This window comes from Frateuria sp. GZRR35 (assembly GCF_051900415.1).
GTDB lineage: Bacteria > Pseudomonadota > Gammaproteobacteria > Xanthomonadales > Rhodanobacteraceae > Frateuria_A.
In genome coordinates, this window is sequence record NZ_JBHZGL010000004.1 from 49,168 (window position 1) to 65,890 (window position 16,723).

The following is a 16,723-nucleotide window of genomic DNA, read 5'->3' on the forward strand; positions in this document are numbered from 1 at the left end:
GGCAAAGGCGACGCGGCCTCGCCTCACGGTCGCGCTGCAGGCGTCACCGGAATACCCGTCAATTCGCCCTGCCCCAGCGCGCGGTTGATGTTCTGCATGGCCTGTGTGGCGGCGCCCTTGAGCAGATTGTCCAGCGTGGCGACCACCACCACGCGACGTCCGTCGAGGGCCATGGCAAAGCCACCGATCTCCGCGTGGTGCTTGCCGGCGATACGGCTGACCCACGGCGCCTCGTCCTGCACGCGCACGAGCGGCTCGTCCTCGTAGGCATGGTTGAACCGGGCCATCACGTCCTCGCGCTTCATCGCCCGTGCGAGGTAGAGGTTGCAGGTGACGGTGAGGCCGCGAAAGTGCGGCGCGACGTGCGGCATGAACTCCACCGGCACGCCCAGGCGCGCCGAGGTCTCACGCTCGTGCATGTGACCAGTGAGCGAATACGGCATCAGGTTGTCGCGCAGCTTCTCCGGATCGTTCTTGTCCGAGGGTGTGGTGCCGGCACCCGAGTAGCCCGACACGCCGAAGCACACCGGCGGCGCGGCGAGCAGGTCCTTCAGCGGCGCGACCGCCAGCTGGATCGCGGTGGCGTAGCAACCGGGATTGCTGATGCGCCGCTGGCCACGCCAGCGGCCGCGCGTCAGCTCGGGCAGGCCGTAGTACCAGCGCTCGTCGAAGCGATAGTCCGCCGACAGGTCCACGATCAGCGGATCGGCGCCGGCCTTGTCGAAGGCTTCCACGCAGGCGCCTGCCTTGCCATTGGGCAGCGCCAGGATCACCACGTCGGCGCCCAGCGCGGGCAGGTCTTCATGCGCCGGGGCGCTGTAGCGCAGCTCGCCGGTGTACTCGGGCACGTGCGCGTCCACGCGCTGGCCCTCCAGTTCGCGCGAGGAGACATAGGCCAGCTGCAGCGCCGGATGCCGCGCGATGAGGCGGACCAGCTCCGCACCGGTATGGCCGCGTGCGCCGACGATGCCTACGGTCTTCTTGTCCATTTTTTCCAGCCTCACGCTGCGTTATTCGTCAGGGGGAGGGCATCGGCCAGCGTGGGCAAGCGGTGCGCGCAGTGGGCCACGCAGCGCTCGATCAACCGGAAGTCATCGATGCCATACCAGTACACCTTCCAGCGCGGCTGCTTGAGCGAACCGTCGCATTCGGCGTCGTAGAACGGATTGATGCTGTTGCCGTGGCGCGAGCGCCAGAACAGTCGCGGGTTGGCCTCGCGCATCACCAGCCACACGGCACGCCCGAGGCCTTCGCCCTGCGCTTCGTCCAGCACGGCGAACTTGTCCAGGTAGGCCATGCCCTCTTCCTGCGTCAGGATCATCGCGGCGCGGTAGTTCTCGCTTACGTAGATACGGTACGGCCGGGTGCGCTCGAAGTAGTCCGGCACCAGCGCACGGCCGAAGCTCGACTCGATCAGCACGCGCAGACGTGCCCGATCCACGCCCTCCCACGAATCGAAGCTGAGCACCTTCTCGCCCCGCCGAACCAGCGTGCCCGAGCCCTTGTGGGTGAACAGCTCCTTGGCCAGCTCCGCCGGCCGCGTGATCGACACCGACGAGGTGAGCGGCAGGTCGGCCAGCAGGTCGGCGATCTGTTCGATCTTCAGGCGCATGCCGCCGTCGATCCACGGCTGCGCCATCAGGTGCTCGTACTCGGTGGAGAGGTTGATCGAGTCGATTACCTGGCCCTGCGCATCGAGCATGCCGCCGGTGCCGGTGAGGAACACGATCTTGTACGGCTGCAGCACGCGCACCAGCTCGTTGGCGGCGATATCCGCGTTGATGTTGAGCAGCTGGCCTTCGGACGTTTCGCCCAGGCTGGCGATGACGGGAATGGCGTTGGCCCGCAGCGCCGCTTCGATGGGCGCGAGCTCGATGCCGGTCGTCCTGCCGACCATGCCCAGCGTTTCGCGGTCAAGGTAGTCGGACATGAATACGCCCGACGCTACCGACACGGCGCGGGTGTCCATCGCATGCAGAGCGTCGACCAGACGCAGGTTCTGCTGCTGGAACACGCGCCGCACCACGCCCATCGCCTGCGGCGAGGTCACGCGCAGGCCGCCGACCGTCTGCTTGGCGATGCCGGCCGCGGCCAGCTCCTGGTCGAGCTGCGGGCCGGCGCCGTGCAACACGATCGGCGTCAGGCCGACCTGTTGCAGGAACGTCAGCGAGGAGGCGAGCGCCGGCAGGTCATCGCGCAGCACGGCGCCGCCGACTTTCACTACCGCGAAGCGCTTGGCGTCGACCTGCGAGAAGCGCTTGAGGTACTGCTGGATTTCCTTCGCGCTGCCCATCGCCGAAAGCAGGCGGACGATGGTCTGGCGGGTCTTGGAGTCTGTGGTCATGGCTCAAATGGTTCGCGCAGGGACTGTTTGCCCGCAGGACAAGGAAGAGAGAGGGAATGTATGTCGATACATGACCGAGCGATGACGCAGGCCCGAGGGCAAACAGCCCCTGCCCGAAGGGTTGCCTCGCAACGCGAATCATTTGAGCCCTGACCACAGACTCCGCTATGCGTTTCCACGGCTGACGATCCGGTAGAGGGTTTCTGCGTAGTGCTGGAGCTGGTCCAGGGCGACCCATTCGTCGGCGCTGTGCGCCTGCGCGATATCGCCCGGTCCGTAGACGAAGGACGTGTAACCGGCGGCGGAAAACAGCGCAGCCTCGGTCCAGAAGTCGACCGCGTTGCCGATGGGGATCTCCAGCTCGTCCGCCAGGTCACGCGCCGCCAGGCGCCTCGCTTCAGCGCTCGAGGTGTCGCCAGCGGGCAACGAGTTGCCACGGAAGGTTTCCTCGAAGTGCGCCGGTGCCGCGTCGCCCAGGCTGCGGAAACCTTCGAGCAAGCGGCCGGGCTCCATGGTCGGCAGCGGGCGGAAGCCGAAGCGCACCTCGGCAGCCGGTGCGACCATGTTGGCCTTGATGCCGCCTTCCACGCGGCCGATGTTGAAGCGCAGTCCAGTGAGTCCACCGAAGCGTTCGTGCGACTGCGCGGCGACGAAATCGAGTGCCGCCGCACCCCAGCGCACCGCCTGGTGCAGCGCGCTGTCGGTCGGCTTCTGCTCGCCCGACGCATGGCCTGCCTGGCCTGCGAAGCGCATCAGTACCGACTGGATGCCACGGTGTGCCAGCACCGCCTCGCCGCGCGTGGGCTCGGCCACGATCACGGCTTCGTACGGGCTTGCCGGGAACGCGGGGAAAGCGCGCAGGAAACCGGCGACGCAGCGCGCATCGTTGGCTTCCTCGTCGGTGGAAAACAGCAGCGCCAGCGGACCGTCGGTGGCCTTTGCCACCGCCAGCAGCGCCGCGGCCGCCCCCTTGATGTCGCAAGCGCCCAGGCCGATCGCGTGATCACCCTCGATGCGGAGCTCGTGCGGATCGGCGCTCCACGCCGGCGAGTCCGGCACGGTGTCCAGATGTACGTTGAACAGCAGCCTGGGCTGGCCGCGCACGGCATGCAGGGTCACGGCGCCGGCGCCATGATCGGTCAACGTCACCTCGAAGTCGGGCAACTGCGAACGCAGGTAGTCGAAGATCCCGCCCGTGCCGATGGCCCGCGGCGGGTTGCGCGTGTCGAAGGCGACCAGCGCGCGCAGGTGGTCCAGCGTGGCATCCAGCAACGTGCTCATGCCGTGCTCCCGCAAGGGCCAACCCTTTCCCCGAGCGAAGTGATGGCGAGCGTGTTGCTCATCCCTTCGCGCTCCGATTCACTTCCGCCCACAGCGTCGAGCTCATGCCGAACAGCTTGATGAAGCCCTCGGCCTCCTCCACGCCCCAATCGGCCGACTGCGCGTAGGTGGCGCCCTTGGCGTTGAGGATGTTCGGCGACTCCACCGCCACCGCCTCGACCGTCCCGCCGTGGGTTTGCAGCGTCACGAAGCCGTTGACGGTCGCCTGGCTCGAGGCCAGGAAGGCTTCCAGGTCGGTCTTCAGCGGATCGTGGAAAAAGCCTTCGTAGACCACCTCGACCCACTTGCGCGCCACCTCGGGCTTGAAGCGGTTCTGCTGCTTGGAAAGCACCGCCTCCTCCAGCGCGCGGTGCGCGGCCAGCAGCGCGATCAAGCCGGGCGCTTCGAACACGATCCGTCCCTTGAGCCCGATGGTAGTGTCGCCGGTGTACATGCCGCGGCCCACGCCATAGCGCGCGAACAGTGCATTGAGCTTGGCCAGTAGTTGATGCCCCGGCAGGCGCTCGCCGTCGAGGCTCACCGCCTCGCCGCGCTCGAAGCCGAGCTTCACCGCCAGCGGTTCGGACGGCCATTGAGCGCGCGGCTTGCACCAGCCGCGCGCTCCCTCGCCGGGCGCCTGCCACTTGTCGATCTCGCCGCCGGACATGGTCACGCCGAGCAGGTTCTCGTTGATGGTGTACGCCTGCTGCTTGGCGCGCACGCCGAAGCCGCGCTCTCCCAGGTACTTCTGCTCGTAGGCGCGCGTCTGCGTGTGCTGCTTCTGGATTTCCCGGATCGGCGCCACGATGCGGTAATCGCCCAGCGCCTTCACCGCCAGGTCGAAGCGCACCTGGTCGTTGCCCATGCCGGTGCAGCCGTGCGCGATGGCGTGGGTACCCAGTTCGGCGCAACGCGCGAGCGCCGCTTCCACGATCAGGTAGCGATCGGACACCAGCAGCGGGTACTGGCCCTGGTAACCCTCGCCCGCCCAGACGAACGGTTTGACGAAACCGTTCCAGATGGCGGGGCCGCCGTCGACGGTGCGGTGGCTGGTTACGCCCAGCTCGTGTGCGCGGTGTTCGATGAAGGCGCGCTCCTCGGCGTCCACGCCGCCGGTGTCGGCGAACACGGTGTGCACGTTCCACCCCTGTTCCTTGAGGTAGGGCACGCAGAAGCTGGTATCGAGGCCGCCGGAGAAGGCGAGGACGATGTCTTGCTGGCTCATGGTTGTCTCTTTTCGGCGGGCGGTCAGGAAGCGAGCAGCGAGGCCATCACGGCCTTCTGCACGTGCAGGCGGTTTTCCGCTTCGTCGATGGCGATGCAATACGGGGCGTCCATGACCGCATCGGTCGCCTTGACGTTGCGGCGCAACGGCAGGCAATGGCTGAACAGGCCATGGTCGGTGAGCGCCATCTTGGCCTCGTCCACCATGAAGTGCCGGTGCGCCTCGCGGATCGGCTTTTCCTGCTCCCAGCGGCCGAAGTACGGCAGTGCGCCCCAGCTCTTGGCGTAGACCACGTGGGCGCCGCTGTAGGCCTCCTCGATGTCGTGGCTGACCTTCAGCGAGCCGCCGTTGCGGGCGGCGTTCTGCCGGCCGGCCTCCATGTAGCGCTCGTCCAGCACGTACTCGGGCGTCGGACACAACAGGGTCACGTCCATGCCGAGCTTGGTGGCGATCAGCAGCGCCGAGTTGGCGACGGCCGTGTTCAGCGGCTTGGGATGGTAGGTCCAGGTGAGGACGTACTTCCTGTTCTGCAGATCGCCCAGGTGTTCCCTCAGTGCCAGCGCATGTGCGAGTTCCTGGCAGGGATGGGTGATCGTTTCCATGTTGATCACCGGCACGGTGGCGTAGCGGGCGAAGGCCTTGATGACGCGGTCCTCGCGGTCGACCGCCCAGTCCTGGAACTTGGGGAAGGCGCGCACGGCGATCAGGTCGACGTAACGGCTGAGCACCCGCGCTACCTCAGCGATGTGCTCTTCCGCTTCACCGTCCATCACGGTGCCGGCCTCAAATTCGATCGGCCACGCGTCCTTGCCGGGCGAGAGCACGATCGCGTGGCCACCGAGGTGGAATGCGCCCAGCTCGAAGCTCGTGCGTGTGCGCATCGAGGGATTGAAGAACAGCAACGCGATGGACTTGCCGGCCAGCTGCTGGCCGCGCGGCGAACGCTTGAATGCGGCAGCCTGGTCCAGCAGGGCGTCGATCTCTGCGCGGCTGTAATCCTGGGTGGTGAGGAAGTGTCGAAGGGCCATGCTGGAAGCTCCTTTAAGGAGTGCGGCCATGGATGGCCGCTTTTTGCTTCTGCGCAGATGGACCTGCGCACAAACTACTGGGTCTGGGGTGGACCGCGACGAGTTCCATGCAACAAAAAACCCGGCGCGGTGGCCGGGTTTGTTCGTCGTTGCGCTTGATGCGCGTGCAGCGACAGCCTACCCGGCCGAATGTCGGACCAGCGGTCGGCGCGCACGCGAGGTCATGCCAGCGGCCATGCGGGCGCTGGTGAGCACGGTAGCGGTGTAGACGGCTGCGGACATGGGACTTCCGGGTAGGGAGCCGGCATCATGCCGGCATTCCTGTGGCGGCGCAACAACTTTTTCTGGACGTCCATACGAACGGACGTCCAAAACGAAAAACCGCCGCCCGGAGGCGGCGGTTTCGCGGCGAACACCCCGTCACTCGGCCGGGGCGACGCTCACGCGTACCCGCAGCCGCTCGCCGGGATCGTAGTTCAGGCGCGAGACGTAGACGTCGCCGTGATAGCGGTATTCGACGTCGTAGCCCATCAGGCGGCGCTGCTCGCTGACCGAGCTGACCTGACGGCAGCGGGTGACCGTGTCGTCGTACTCTCGCCCGCCCCGACCGGCCACGCCGTGGCCGACCGCGCCGCCGGCCACCGCGCCGGCGACCGTGGCCGCCTTGCGGCCATCGCCCTTGCCGACGGTGTTGCCGAGCACGCCGCCGATCACCGCGCCCAGCACGGTCCCGGCGGTGGTATTGCCGCCGCCCTCGCGACGCACGACCGGCTCGTCGTAGCACTCCTGCCGCGGTACTTCGGTGCGGGCGACGCCGTACACCGGATCGACCCGCAACACGTCGGCCCAGCCGTAGTGCGTGTTGGCATCGTCGCCTTCGGCGTAACGACCGTCCTGCGCCTGCACGACGCCGGTGGCGAGGACGAGCGCGAGGACAGGGAGCAACATCTTGTTCATGGGACCTCCAGCATGGTCCGAAAAGCGCTTCTGCGCGATTGTCATTGCAACAAATTCACGCTGAATCAACGCTTAGAGCCTCCGGAGGATGACCGGGGGTGTCGGGTCCGTTCAGCGTCTGTCGGTTTCCCGGGAAAAGCCCCGCTCGTCCGATTTTTCCCCGCGAACCCCGGCCCTCCAACTTTCTCTCCCCGGAGGGGAAAGGGGCCATGGGTGGGGCCTGCTAAGATGCGCGGCTTGGCTGCGCCACCGACACGTCCGATGCCGATCACCCTCTACAACAGCCTTACCCGCCGCACCGACACCTTCGTGCCGCTCGATCCGCAGCGGGTGACCATGTATCTGTGCGGGCCGACGGTCTACAACTACGTGCATATCGGCAATGCACGCGGCCCGGTGGTATTCGACGTTCTGGTGCGGCTGCTGCGGCGGCATTACCCGCACGTGGTCTACGCCCGCAACATCACCGACGTGGACGACAAGATCAACGCCGCGGCGCTGGCCCAGGGCACGCCGATCGGCACGATCACCGACCGCTTCACGGCTGCCTACCGTGAGGACATGGCGGCACTGGGTATCGCGCCGCCGGACATCGAGCCGCACGCCACGGCGCATATCGGCGAGATCATCGCCATGATTGAAACGCTGATCGCCAACGGCCACGCCTACGCGGCCGAGGGACACGTGCTGTTCGACGTCGGCACCTATGCCGCCTACGGCCAGCTCTCCGGCCGCGATACGGACGAGCTGATCGCCGGCGCGCGTGTCGAGGTGGCACCGTACAAGAAGAACCCGACCGATTTCGTGCTGTGGAAGCCCTCCACGCCGGAGCTGCCCGGCTGGGACAGCCCGTGGGGCCGCGGCCGCCCGGGCTGGCACATCGAATGCTCCGCGATGAGCGCGGCGCACCTGGGCACGACGATCGACATCCATGCCGGTGGCGTGGATCTGACCTTCCCGCACCACGAGAACGAGATCGCCCAGTCCACCTGCGCCCATGGCGGCGAGGTGTTCGCGCGCTGGTGGCTGCACAACGGCATGCTCACCTTCGACGGGCGCAAGATGTCCAAGTCGCTGGGCAACGTGCTGCTGGTGCACGAACTGCTCAAGCGTCACCCGCCCGAGGCGCTGCGCCTGTTGCTGCTGCGCGGCCATTACCGGCAGCCGCTGGACTGGTCCGACGCCGCGCTCACGCAGGCAGTGAGTACGCTGGACGGCTGGTACCGCGTGCTGCGCGACCTGGCCGACGTGCGCGTCGAGGGCGAGCTGCCGGTACCCGTGCGGGTGGAAGCGGCGCTATGCGATGACCTCAACACCCCGCAGGCGCTGGCCGAACTGGCCCTGCTCGCCGACGCGGCGCGGCAGAACGGCAGTGCCGACGCCAAGGCTGCGCTGCTCGGCGGTGGCGCGCTGCTCGGCCTGCTCCAGCAGGAGCCGGAGGCATGGTTCAAGCCCGGCGACGATGTCGTGGATGCAGCCCGCGTCGAAGCCTTGCTGGAGGAGCGCCGCTCTGCCCGCGCGGCCCGCGACTTCGCTCGCGCCGACGCCATCCGCAACGAGCTGGCCGACATGGGCGTGGCGATCGAAGACGGCGCGCAGGGCACGCGCTGGAGCATCTCCAAGGGCTAACACCCCTTGTAGGAGCCCGCTTGCGGGCGATGCTTTTCGGTGGACCCGAGAGAAGCATCGCCCGCAAGCGGGCTCCTACGTAGGCATGGCTTCGACCGCGTGGTCGCGCTGCGCGATAATGCCCGCATGAATACCGCCGCCCCCAGCGCCGAGCAGGCGCAGCAGGACATTGCCGAGGAATTCGCCTTCTTCGGCGACTGGTCCGAGCGCTACCAATACCTGATCGACCTGGGCAAGCAGTTGCCGCCCTTCCCCGAGGAGTGCAAGACCGAGGAGCACCGCGTGCACGGCTGCCAGTCGATGGTGTGGCTGGTGCCCAGCGGCGACGCGGCCAAGATGCACTTCGTGGCGACCAGCGACTCGGCGATCGTCTCCGGGCTTATTGCCCTGGTCCTGCGCGTGTATTCCGATCGTCCCGCGGCCGAGATCGTCACGACGGAGCCAGCGTTCGTGCAGTCGATCGGGCTGGCGAAGCACCTCTCGCCGACCCGTTCCAATGGTCTGACCGCCATGCTGGCCAAGCTCAAGGGTTACGCGGCACAGGCGCTGGCTTGATACGACGTTCCCTGTAGGAGCGCACCCTGTGCGCGACCGGGAGACATGGCGGTCGCGCACAGGTGCGCTCCTACAAGCAACCTTCCTGCCCGAGAGTAGCCGCGCAGGGTTCCCTTTCCAGACCTCGACGGGGTTCCGCACGTCCAGGCGGCAGGTAAGGTCGAACTCCCGGGGGGCGCCCCCGGGGGCGCCCCCGCGACGCACGACGGTCGCGCACAGGTGCGCTCCTACACGGGATTCTGTCCTCCTGAAACACGAAGCCCCGCATGACGCGGGGCTTCGCTTCGATCGGATCGCCGACCTCAGTCGCCCATCTGCTTCTGCAGATGCTCGCGACGTTCCTGCGCGTCGAGCGACAGCGTGGCGATCGGGCGGGCGTCCAGGCGCTCCAGGCCGATCTCCTCGTCGGTTTCCTCGCAGTAACCGTAGCGGCCCTCCTCGATCCGGCGCAGCGCCTTGTCGATCTTGGAAATCAGCTTGCGGTAGCGGTCGCGGGTACGCAGCTCGAGCGAGTTCTCCGTTTCGCGGGTCGCACGCTCGGCTTCATCGCCGACGTCGCGCACCTCGTCACGCAGGTTCTCCATCGTCTGGCGCGATTCCTCGACCAGCTGGTCGCGCCAGTCCCGCAGCTTGTTGCGGAAGTAGGCGAGGTGCTTCGGGCTCATGTACTCCTCGTCGTTCGAGGGACGGTAACCCTTGGGCAGGTCGATATTGATGGTGGAAGGCAGGGCGTAACGGCCATCCTCGCGGGTCACGCCATTGTCGAGAGTTGTAACGGAATTATTCATTGAGGACTGCGGGGTCTTCTGTTTCTTGAGTGGGGTATGGCGGGCGGTGGCCGTGGCCACGCGTGGGGTCACCATAGCGACGGCACTCGCCACTTTGCCCTTCATGGGCGCAACGGCGGGTGATGGAGATGTTTGCTTGACCGCGACGGTCGGTGCCGCGGGTCGCGCGGCCGAGGGCTTGGACGGCTTGGCTTCCGGTTTGCTGACGATCTTGTACGGCTTGGGAGTGCTGGCCGGCTTGGAGGCGACCTTCTTCGCAGCCTTCGTCACCGGCTTGGCGGGCGCCGCCTTCTTCGGAATAGCCTTGGCTGCCGGCTTCACCGCTTTCTTCGGCGCCGCCTTAGGCTGCGGCTTGGCAACCTTGCTGGCCGCGGCCTTCGATTGCGGCTTGGCCTTGCTGGCGGACGAGGCCTTCTTCACCGTCGGAGCAGGCTTGCGGGCAGCCTGCTTCCCGGCCGGGGCCTTGGCAGCAGGCGCCTTCCTGGCCGGAACCTTCTTTGCCACGGTCTTGCTGGCGGACTTGGCAGCCGGCTTCGCAGCCGCCTTGCCGGCGACCGGCTTGCGCGCAACGGGCTTCTTCACCGACGCCTGTTTGGCGGCCGGCTTGCGGGCGGGCGCAGCCTTTTTGGCGGTTGCGCTCTTGCCGGTCCGGGCACTGGCAGCAGCGACCTTGGGCTTGCTCGTCTTGGCTTCTTTCGCCTTGCCCGCAGCCTTCCCTTTCTGCGCCTTGGCGGCGGTCGAACTACGCGTCGTTTTCGCCATATCCCTTCACCGTTTTGGCCGTGGCGGCCGGGTGTTATAGCCCATGCGTCTTACACCATCAACAGGCATCTGGAATACTTCGAGCCACTACATGCCGCGAGCCGTTTGGGCTGCGTGAACGAAAGTGACCCGATTCCTGCTCCTCCTGCTTGGCGCGTACAAACGCTTGCTGAGCCCCCTGCTGGGTCAGCGTTGCCGCTTCCACCCCAGCTGTTCCGATTATGCACGGATTGCCATCGTGCGCTTCGGCCCCCTGCGTGGCAGCGTGATGGCGCTGTGGCGCATCCTGCGTTGCCAGCCGCTATGTGCCGGGGGCGTCGATCCGGTGCCGGATCACTTCCATTTGGCCCGGTGCCGGTCCCGCGAGGAGCGCTGACGCCGGCGAGCGCCCGGCCTGCGGGAGTGGAACCGGTTACGCCGCCGAGCCGTAGCCGCCGGGCACGCCCTTGCTGGCGTAGGCCACCGCATCGTGCGGGTGCAGGCTTTCCTGGTGTTCCAGGCGCACGTGGAAGTCGGCGATGCGCGGGTCGGCGTCGAGCGCCTTCTGGATGCGTCTGGCGGCATCCTCGCAGAACATCAGGTTGCCGCCGTTGGCCAGCGCGAAGGCCTGTTCGTCCTCGCGTTTGACCGCGGTCTGCACCGGCGTGCCGAGCGCCTGCTCGACGCGGTCCAGCGTCGAAATCAGATTGAAGCCCACACCATCGGCCAGGCGCACCAGCAAGCGGGCCACGCTGCGCTGCGCATGCGGCGTGGCGACGATGCCCTGCTCGCTGCCCAGCCAGGCCAGCACGGCCGCGTGATCGAGCGGTTGCGCGGCGTCGAAGTCGCGCGCGAACTGTTCCTGGATCATCTGGCGCGACAGCGCGGCGGAGGCCGGACAGGTCGAGGAGTAGACCACCTCGGTCCCCAGCTCGAGCTGGAAACCCTCGGGCGAAAGACTCGCCTCGATCGACACCGGGTAGGCACGCCAGCCGCTGTTGTCGCTGCGCAATGCGGGCCGGCGGACCAGGTGGTCGAAACGGATGCTGATGCGGGCGCGATCGGAAAGGTCCTTATGGGATTCCAGGAACGCGCGCAGCAGCGCTTCGATCACCGCCGCGTCCAGCGGGTTGGCGCTCAGGTGCCGGTCGACCAGCAGGTAGAGGCGCGACATGTGAATGCCGCGCTTGTCCGGGCGGGTCAGGTTGACGAAGGCGCCCACCTGCGCGCTGGCGCGCTCCACGCTGCCGTCGCCCGCGTCGAAGCGCACCGGCACCTCGATGCCGTCCATGCCTACCCAGTCCAGCGCACCCGCCAGGTGCGGCTGCGCCTGGACGGCGACGTCGGGCAGCAGGCGGGCGGTGTTTTCGTGGCTGTGCATGGGTTGTCCTTGCGGCAGGCGGGGGCGCCTTGCGGCTTTCTATTTTGGGGCAGCGCGCGCGGGGGCAACAGGCATGCTGCGGAAACACTGTGTTGAGTGCATAACGACCCCGCCCGCGGTTGGGTCAGGCGGCGTCCGCGCGGCGCCAGCGTCGCGCGGCCTGCCAGGCGGCCCATGTCGTCGCCAGGCCACCGGAGGGACGGGCGCGCTGCAGGGCCAGCAGCGGCTCGGGGGCGCCGGCCGCGTATTGGGTCAGGCGCTCTCCCTCGCGCGACTCGATCGCGCGGAACACGCTGAGCGGGCCCGGCAATCGTGACGCTTCGCGCCAGCTGGCCGCGAGCTCGCCCAACTGGTCGCGCACGGCCGCGTTGCGTGCGGTGCCGGCGCGGCGCAACTGGTCGCGACTCAGACCATGGCGCGCCAGCGACGCCATCGGCAACGGCAACCGGTCGCGTTCGACATCGTCATCCAGGCGTCGCAGCGCATGCAGCAGGTGGCCCAATGCCGCAAGTCGGGCCGCACGTTCGGGTGAGGCCGCTTCGCCGAACCACCAGGCCGTCTCCAGCGCAGCCAGCGCACCATGCAACTGCGAGGCGGCCGTCAGCTGGGCGCCGAAGTCGGGCGCGGTACCCTCTTCCAACTGGGCCATCGCCGCCAACACCGGGGCCAACCAGCGCTCGCTGCCCATGCGTGCGGCACGTTCATCGTCGAACAGCACCTGGGTCAGCGGATGGCGTCCGCCCGTTTCGGGGGCGTTGGCCAGTTCCTCCGCCCACCAGTTGAGCTTGGTGGCGGCCACGTGCGGCTCGCGGATGCCGTAGGCGGCGGCGAGCAGTTCCTGCTCCAAGGCGGCCAGCGCGATATGGCCGGGGTGGCGCACGGGATCGACGAAGGCCAGCGCCACGCGTTGCGCCGGCTGCGCGGCCAGCCATTTGTCCACGTAGCTCTGCAGGGCGTCGTGGCTGGCGTCCATCACGCCACCGCCTGGCCGCGGCGCAGCCATTGGGCGAACTCCGCAGGCGTGTCCAGCACGGCGTCGGCGTTCCATTCGCGCGGATCGCCGCCGTCGAGGTAACCCCAGGCCACCGCGACGGTGTAGAGCCCGGCGGCGGCACCGGCCATGACGTCGCGGCGGTCGTCGCCGACGAACAGGCTGCGTGCCGGATCGATGCCCGCGCGCGCGCAGGCCAGGCGCACGGGCGCCGGGTCGGGCTTCTTCACCGGCAGGGTGTCGCCACTGACCACCGCCGCCGCGCGGCCGTCCCAGCCGATCCGCCTGAGCAGTTCATTGGTGAGGAACCCGGCCTTGTTGGTGACGATGCCCCAGCGCACGCCGGCGGCGTCGAGTTGGGCAAGCATCGGCTCGATGCCCTCGAACGGGTGCGTGGCCTGGCCCATGACTTCTTCGTACAGCGCCAGGTAGCGCTCCACGCGCGCCTCCACCGCGGGCTCGCCGAGGTGGCCGAAGGCGCAGCGCAATACCGCCCGCGCGCCACGCGAGACTACCTCGCGCACCGGCGCGTAGGGTGGCGCCGGCGCGCCCTCTTCCTCGCACTGGCGCTCGAGCGCAGCGTAGAGGTCCGGAGCACTGTCGAGCAGCGTGCCGTCGAGATCGAACAGCACGCCTTCGATGATGTTCGGCAGCGGCTTCATGCCGGCTTGCGCGCGCACAACAGGTAGTTGACCGCGGTGATGCGGCTCAACGAGGCCTTGCGCGTGAGCGGGTTGTAGGCCAGCCCGGAGACGTCCTCCAGCTCCAGCCCGGCATGGCGCAGCAGGCGGCCCAGCTCGGAGGGTTTGAGGAATTGCGCGTAGTGATGGGTGCCGCGCGGCAGCAGGCGCATCACGTACTCCGCGCCGAGGATCGCCGCGCCGAACGCGGCCGGTGTACGGTTGAGGGTGGACATGAACAGGCGCGCGCCGGGCTTGAGCATCCCGGCCAGGTCGTTCACCAGCGCGACCGGGTCGGGCACGTGCTCGATCAGCTCCATGCAGCAGACCGCGTCGAAGCTTTCAGGCTCGCCGGCGGCGAGTGCGGCGGAGGATTGCAGGCGGTAGTCGACCTGGAGCCCGGACTCGAACAAGTGCAGCTTCGCCACCTCGATGACTTTCTCGCCCAGGTCGATGCCGGTGACCCTCGCGCCGTTGCGGGCCAGCGCCTCGCTGAGCAGGCCGCCACCGCAGCCGACGTCGGCCACCTTCGCGTCGCGCAGGTCCACGCGGGCAGCGACGTAGGCGGCGCGCACGGGGTTGAGGTCGTGCAGCGGGCGGGATTCACCGTCCGGATCCCACCAGCGGGCGGCCAGCTTGTCGAAGCGGGCGATTTCGTCGGGGCTGACGTTGGTGGTGGTGTCGGTCATGGAGCGGTCCTTACGTGCGCAGACTTTTTAGGAGCTCGCTTGCGGGCGATGCGCTTTCGATGCGCCTTCAACCAGGGCATCGCCCGCAAGCGGGCTGCTACGGGTGAGGGGCGGCTAGTGGGCCTGCCATTCGTACACCGTCACATCCCAACCGCCGCTGACGTGGGTCGGGTCGCGATGGGCGATGGCCTGCGCCTCGGCCAGGTCCGTCGCGCGCAGCAGGTAGGCGCCGCCGGACTTGTCGCCGAACGGGCCCGAACGCTCCACGCGACCTTGCGTGCGCAGTTCGTCGAGGAAGCGCTGGTGCGCCGGCACCACCGCCGGGTCGAACTGCGGGCGGCGCATGACCATGACGAGATAGAGGTTCACGCGGGCTCCTTACGAAAACGCGGCGATGCGCTCGCGCCAGGCATGTGCCTTGGCCAGGATCGCCGCCGGATCGAGGTCGACCAGTTCACGCGCCGCCAGCTTGCGGCGCCCGGCGATCCACACGTCGGTCACCTGGTGGCGCCCGGCGGCATAGGCCAGCTGCGAGGCAACGTGGAACAGCGGCTGCGTCTCGATGTCGCTCAGCCGCACGGCAGCGAGATCGGCCTGCTTGCCCGGCTCGATCGAGCCGATGCGGGCGTCCAGGCCCATGGCCTTGGCGCCATTGAGCGTGGCCGCACGCAGAGCGTATGCCGCATCGAATGCCGCCGCGTCGGAGGCGACCGCCTTGGCGAGCAGCGCCGCGGTGCGCATCTCGCCGACCATGTCCAGGTCGTTGTTCGAGGCACAGCCGTCGGTGCCAATCGCCACGTTCACGCCAGCACGTCGCAGTTTCTCCGCCGGACAGAAGCCGGAGGCGAGCTTGAGGTTGGATTCGGGGCAATGCACCACCGACACGCCCGCTTCCGCGCAGGCGGCGATCTCGCCCTCGGTGAGCTGGGTCATGTGCACGGCGATCAAGCGATCGTTGACCAGGCCCAGCTTCTGCAGGCGCTGGAACGGGCGCAGTCCGGATTTCTTCTTCTCTTCCTCGACCTCGTGCGCGGTCTCGTGCAGATGCAGGTGGACGGGGATGTCGAGCTGGTCGGCCAGCATGCGGATGCGCTCGAAACTCTCGTCCGACACCGTATAAGGCGCATGCGGCGCGAAGGCCGTACCGACCAGCCCGTCGCCCCGGAAGCTGTCGTGCACTTCGCCGCCGCGTTCGAAATATTCGTCCTGGCTCTTGGCCCAGGCGGTCGGGAACTCGATCACCGGCAGGCCGACCACGGCGCGGAAACCCAGCCGCCGGTAGGTCGCGCCGATCACGTCGGGGAAGAAGTAGTTCTCGTTGGCGCAGGTGGTGCCGCCGCGCAACATCTCGGCGACCGCGAGCTCGACGCCGTCGCGCACGAACTCCGGCCCGATCACCTTCGCTTCGGCCGGCCAGATGTGCTGTTGCAGCCAGGTCATCAGCGGCAGGTCGTCTGCCAGGCCGCGCAGCAGCGTCATGGGGTTGTGCGTGTGGCTGTTGACCAGGCCGGGGATCAGCGCGTGCTCAGGCAGCTCCACCCGCTCGCGCGGCGCGTAAGCCTCGCGCGCCTGGGCAGTCGGCAGGACCGCCTTGATCTCGCCGCCGTCGATCGCGACCGCGTGGTGCTCCAGCACGACCGCATGCGGCTCGACGGGAACCACCCAGCGGGCTTCGATGAGGAGGTCGATCTCGGAGGTGGCTTCAGTCATCGCGGTCTCGTGTAGCGGTGGAACGAAAACGGCACGGCGCCTGCGCTGCCGTGCCGTCGGGTTTGCTGCAGCGGCGCTTACTTGCCGACGCGGCTGACGTATTCGCCGGTGCGGGTGTCGACCTTGATCACCTCGTCGGTGCCCACGAACAGCGGCACGCGCACCACGGCGCCGGTTTCCAGCGTGGCCGGCTTGCCGCCGCCGCCGGAGGTGTCACCGCGGACGCCCGGGTCGGTCTCGGTGATCTTCAGCTCGACGAAGTTCGGTGCCTGCACGGTGATGATCTCGCCGTTGAACAGCGTGACCACGCACTCTTCCTCGCCCTTGAGCCACTTCGCCGCGTCACCCACGCCCGCCTTCGTGGCCTGGTGCTGCTCGAAGCTCTCCTGCTGCATGAAGTGCCAGAACTCGCCGTCGGAGTAGAGGAACTGCATGTCGGTATCGGTGACGTCGGCGACCTCGAAGGAGTCGGACGACTTCATCGTCTGTTCGGTGGTGCGGCCCGTCTTCAGGTTGCGGATGAAGATGCGGGTGAACGCCTGGCCTTTGCCGGGCTTGATGAAGTCGGCGTCGGTGATGACCCACGGATCGTTGTTGTGAAGGATCTTCATACCCTTCTTGACGTCGTTGAGACCGGCGGTCGCCATGCGCTTTCTGCTCCAGAGGTAAACACCGCCGTTCCGGC

Annotated in this window: 17 protein-coding genes; 3 read left to right on the plus strand and 14 right to left on the minus strand. The window is 67.9% G+C overall.

The features are described 5' to 3' along the window. Positions 1–23: 23 nt before the first annotated feature. The 6 genes from argC to ACFWZ3_RS06450 form a co-directional block, all read right to left on the minus strand. Positions 24–989 (minus strand): N-acetyl-gamma-glutamyl-phosphate reductase, encoded by a 966-nt coding sequence (argC, locus tag ACFWZ3_RS06425; protein ID WP_439706910.1) that lies wholly within the window; start codon positions 987–989, stop codon positions 24–26. An 11-nt stretch (positions 990–1,000) separates the two neighbouring features. Further along, positions 1,001–2,344: an acetylglutamate kinase gene (locus tag ACFWZ3_RS06430; protein ID WP_439706911.1), complete on the minus strand. Its 1,344-nt coding sequence runs from the start codon at positions 2,342–2,344 to the stop codon at positions 1,001–1,003. A 165-nt stretch (positions 2,345–2,509) separates the two neighbouring features. Further along, positions 2,510–3,625 (minus strand): acetylornithine deacetylase, encoded by a 1,116-nt coding sequence (locus tag ACFWZ3_RS06435; protein WP_439706912.1) that lies wholly within the window; start codon positions 3,623–3,625, stop codon positions 2,510–2,512. Positions 3,626–3,683: 58 nt separating this feature from the next. Continuing rightward, on the minus strand, positions 3,684–4,889 hold the full coding sequence (locus ACFWZ3_RS06440) for an argininosuccinate synthase (protein WP_439706913.1): 1,206 nt from the start codon (positions 4,887–4,889) through the stop codon (positions 3,684–3,686). Positions 4,890–4,912: 23 nt separating this feature from the next. Continuing rightward, a complete protein-coding gene (locus ACFWZ3_RS06445; RefSeq protein ID WP_439706914.1) occupies positions 4,913–5,917 on the minus strand; it encodes an N-acetylornithine carbamoyltransferase in 1,005 nt (334 codons plus the stop codon). Between the two features lie 420 nt (positions 5,918–6,337). Next, entirely contained in the window at positions 6,338–6,874 is a 537-nt protein-coding gene (locus tag ACFWZ3_RS06450) for a glycine zipper 2TM domain-containing protein (protein WP_439706915.1), read from the minus strand. A gap of 261 nt (positions 6,875–7,135) precedes the next feature. Between ACFWZ3_RS06450 and cysS the strand changes: the two genes are divergently transcribed. Both cysS and ACFWZ3_RS06460 read left to right on the plus strand, forming a co-directional pair. Next, a complete protein-coding gene (gene cysS, locus ACFWZ3_RS06455) occupies positions 7,136–8,503 on the plus strand; it encodes a cysteine--tRNA ligase (protein WP_439706916.1) in 1,368 nt (455 codons plus the stop codon). Between the two features lie 126 nt (positions 8,504–8,629). Continuing rightward, positions 8,630–9,058 (plus strand): SufE family protein, encoded by a 429-nt coding sequence (locus ACFWZ3_RS06460; RefSeq protein WP_439706917.1) that lies wholly within the window; start codon positions 8,630–8,632, stop codon positions 9,056–9,058. A gap of 302 nt (positions 9,059–9,360) precedes the next feature. On the opposite strand, the gene dksA is transcribed toward ACFWZ3_RS06460, so the two are convergent. Continuing rightward, on the minus strand, positions 9,361–10,608 hold the full coding sequence (dksA, locus tag ACFWZ3_RS06465; RefSeq protein WP_439706918.1) for an RNA polymerase-binding protein DksA: 1,248 nt from the start codon (positions 10,606–10,608) through the stop codon (positions 9,361–9,363). 124 nt (positions 10,609–10,732) lie between these two features. Here dksA and yidD point away from each other — a divergent pair, with 124 nt between their 5' ends. Next, positions 10,733–10,984: a membrane protein insertion efficiency factor YidD gene (yidD, locus tag ACFWZ3_RS06470; protein ID WP_439706919.1), complete on the plus strand. Its 252-nt coding sequence runs from the start codon at positions 10,733–10,735 to the stop codon at positions 10,982–10,984. Between the two features lie 36 nt (positions 10,985–11,020). Here the strand turns inward: yidD and folE2 are convergent, their stop codons facing one another. The 7 genes from folE2 to efp form a co-directional block, all read right to left on the minus strand. Continuing rightward, positions 11,021–11,968 (minus strand): GTP cyclohydrolase FolE2, encoded by a 948-nt coding sequence (gene folE2, locus ACFWZ3_RS06475; RefSeq protein WP_439706920.1) that lies wholly within the window; start codon positions 11,966–11,968, stop codon positions 11,021–11,023. 124 nt (positions 11,969–12,092) lie between these two features. Beyond that, positions 12,093–12,941 (minus strand): squalene/phytoene synthase family protein, encoded by an 849-nt coding sequence (locus ACFWZ3_RS06480; RefSeq protein ID WP_439706921.1) that lies wholly within the window; start codon positions 12,939–12,941, stop codon positions 12,093–12,095. Then, positions 12,941–13,621, minus strand: coding sequence for a phosphoglycolate phosphatase (gene gph / locus ACFWZ3_RS06485; RefSeq protein ID WP_439706922.1), 681 nt, complete (start codon positions 13,619–13,621; stop codon positions 12,941–12,943). Before gph ends, ACFWZ3_RS06480 begins: the two co-directional genes overlap by 1 nt. Further along, a complete protein-coding gene (gene ubiG / locus ACFWZ3_RS06490) occupies positions 13,618–14,328 on the minus strand; it encodes a bifunctional 2-polyprenyl-6-hydroxyphenol methylase/3-demethylubiquinol 3-O-methyltransferase UbiG (protein WP_439706923.1) in 711 nt (236 codons plus the stop codon). The genes gph and ubiG overlap by 4 nt, the downstream gene beginning before the upstream one ends. 114 nt (positions 14,329–14,442) lie before the next feature. Further along, positions 14,443–14,697, minus strand: coding sequence for a YciI family protein (locus ACFWZ3_RS06495; protein WP_439706924.1), 255 nt, complete (start codon positions 14,695–14,697; stop codon positions 14,443–14,445). 9 nt (positions 14,698–14,706) lie between these two features. Continuing rightward, complete coding sequence (locus ACFWZ3_RS06500; RefSeq protein ID WP_439706925.1) at positions 14,707–16,038, minus strand: TRZ/ATZ family hydrolase; 1,332 nt, start codon at positions 16,036–16,038, stop codon at positions 14,707–14,709. A gap of 77 nt (positions 16,039–16,115) precedes the next feature. Next, the gene (gene efp / locus ACFWZ3_RS06505; protein ID WP_209621144.1) at positions 16,116–16,685 is read right to left on the minus strand and encodes an elongation factor P; all 570 of its coding nucleotides are present in this window, start codon (positions 16,683–16,685) and stop codon (positions 16,116–16,118) included. Positions 16,686–16,723: the final 38 nt, after the last annotated feature.

Coding starts and splice junctions, on each gene's coding strand:
- argC (WP_439706910.1), bottom strand. CDS start 989: ATGGACAAGAAGACCGTAGGCATCGTCGGCGCACGCGGCCATACCGGT.
- dksA (WP_439706918.1), bottom strand. CDS start 10,608: ATGGCGAAAACGACGCGTAGTTCGACCGCCGCCAAGGCGCAGAAAGGG.
- ubiG (WP_439706923.1), bottom strand. CDS start 14,328: ATGACCGACACCACCACCAACGTCAGCCCCGACGAAATCGCCCGCTTC.
- gph (WP_439706922.1), bottom strand. CDS start 13,621: ATGAAGCCGCTGCCGAACATCATCGAAGGCGTGCTGTTCGATCTCGAC.
- folE2 (WP_439706920.1), bottom strand. CDS start 11,968: ATGCACAGCCACGAAAACACCGCCCGCCTGCTGCCCGACGTCGCCGTC.
- ACFWZ3_RS06445 (WP_439706914.1), bottom strand. CDS start 5,917: ATGGCCCTTCGACACTTCCTCACCACCCAGGATTACAGCCGCGCAGAG.
- ACFWZ3_RS06500 (WP_439706925.1), bottom strand. CDS start 16,038: ATGACTGAAGCCACCTCCGAGATCGACCTCCTCATCGAAGCCCGCTGG.
- cysS (WP_439706916.1), top strand. CDS start 7,136: ATGCCGATCACCCTCTACAACAGCCTTACCCGCCGCACCGACACCTTC.
- ACFWZ3_RS06460 (WP_439706917.1), top strand. CDS start 8,630: ATGAATACCGCCGCCCCCAGCGCCGAGCAGGCGCAGCAGGACATTGCC.
- ACFWZ3_RS06450 (WP_439706915.1), bottom strand. CDS start 6,874: ATGAACAAGATGTTGCTCCCTGTCCTCGCGCTCGTCCTCGCCACCGGC.
- ACFWZ3_RS06480 (WP_439706921.1), bottom strand. CDS start 12,941: ATGGACGCCAGCCACGACGCCCTGCAGAGCTACGTGGACAAATGGCTG.
- ACFWZ3_RS06435 (WP_439706912.1), bottom strand. CDS start 3,625: ATGAGCACGTTGCTGGATGCCACGCTGGACCACCTGCGCGCGCTGGTC.
- ACFWZ3_RS06430 (WP_439706911.1), bottom strand. CDS start 2,344: ATGACCACAGACTCCAAGACCCGCCAGACCATCGTCCGCCTGCTTTCG.
- efp (WP_209621144.1), bottom strand. CDS start 16,685: ATGGCGACCGCCGGTCTCAACGACGTCAAGAAGGGTATGAAGATCCTT.
- ACFWZ3_RS06440 (WP_439706913.1), bottom strand. CDS start 4,889: ATGAGCCAGCAAGACATCGTCCTCGCCTTCTCCGGCGGCCTCGATACC.